The organism is Alcanivorax profundi (assembly GCF_003597125.1).
In the GTDB taxonomy this organism is placed as follows: domain Bacteria; phylum Pseudomonadota; class Gammaproteobacteria; order Pseudomonadales; family Alcanivoracaceae; genus Alcanivorax; species Alcanivorax profundi.
Map to the genome: position 1 here is coordinate 1 of NZ_QYYA01000082.1, position 530 is coordinate 530.

Here is a 530-nt window from a genome sequence, read left to right on the forward strand (position 1 = left end):
CACGCCCGTCGGCTCTACGCCTTACTGGCAGACCGCAAGCGCCAGCGCGAACCCTATGCCCAATGGGGCCTGGACAACTTGCGCGGCCTGCTCGGAGTCGATGACAAGCGGTCCTATGATGTATGGGCGCAGCTGGCAAAGCGCGTCCTCACACCGGCCGTTGAGGCAATCAATGACTACGGGACTGTGCGTGTGAAGATGACCCCCGTGAAATCAGGTCGATCGGTCGCCGCTGTCCGCTTCGACTGGCAATGGAAAGACCCGCACGAGGCCACCGAGACCGTGGCCGAGAATGAGCGTCACAGCGCGGCCCGACGCAAGGAACAGGCATCGAACGGCGCTCCGCCAATCATCGAGGACGAGGAGCAGACCGAACCCGCGCTGACATGGTGGGGCAAGCTCCGCAATGCCGAGCGGGAGGAATGGGCGGATCGTGTGGGCCGCGTACTGCGAACAGAAGGCCCGGGCGGTAAGATATTCACGGCACCACGCCGAGAGGCCGACATTGCCCGCGAAGCATTTGCCGAACA

General features: G+C 63.8%; 1 protein-coding gene. It reads left to right on the forward strand.

Annotation, left to right across the window (positions count from 1 at the left end; genetic code table 11):
- Window positions 1–530, forward strand: a 530-nt coding sequence (locus D4A39_RS16975; RefSeq protein WP_147393961.1) for a replication initiation protein, incomplete at both ends; no start/stop codon positions are given.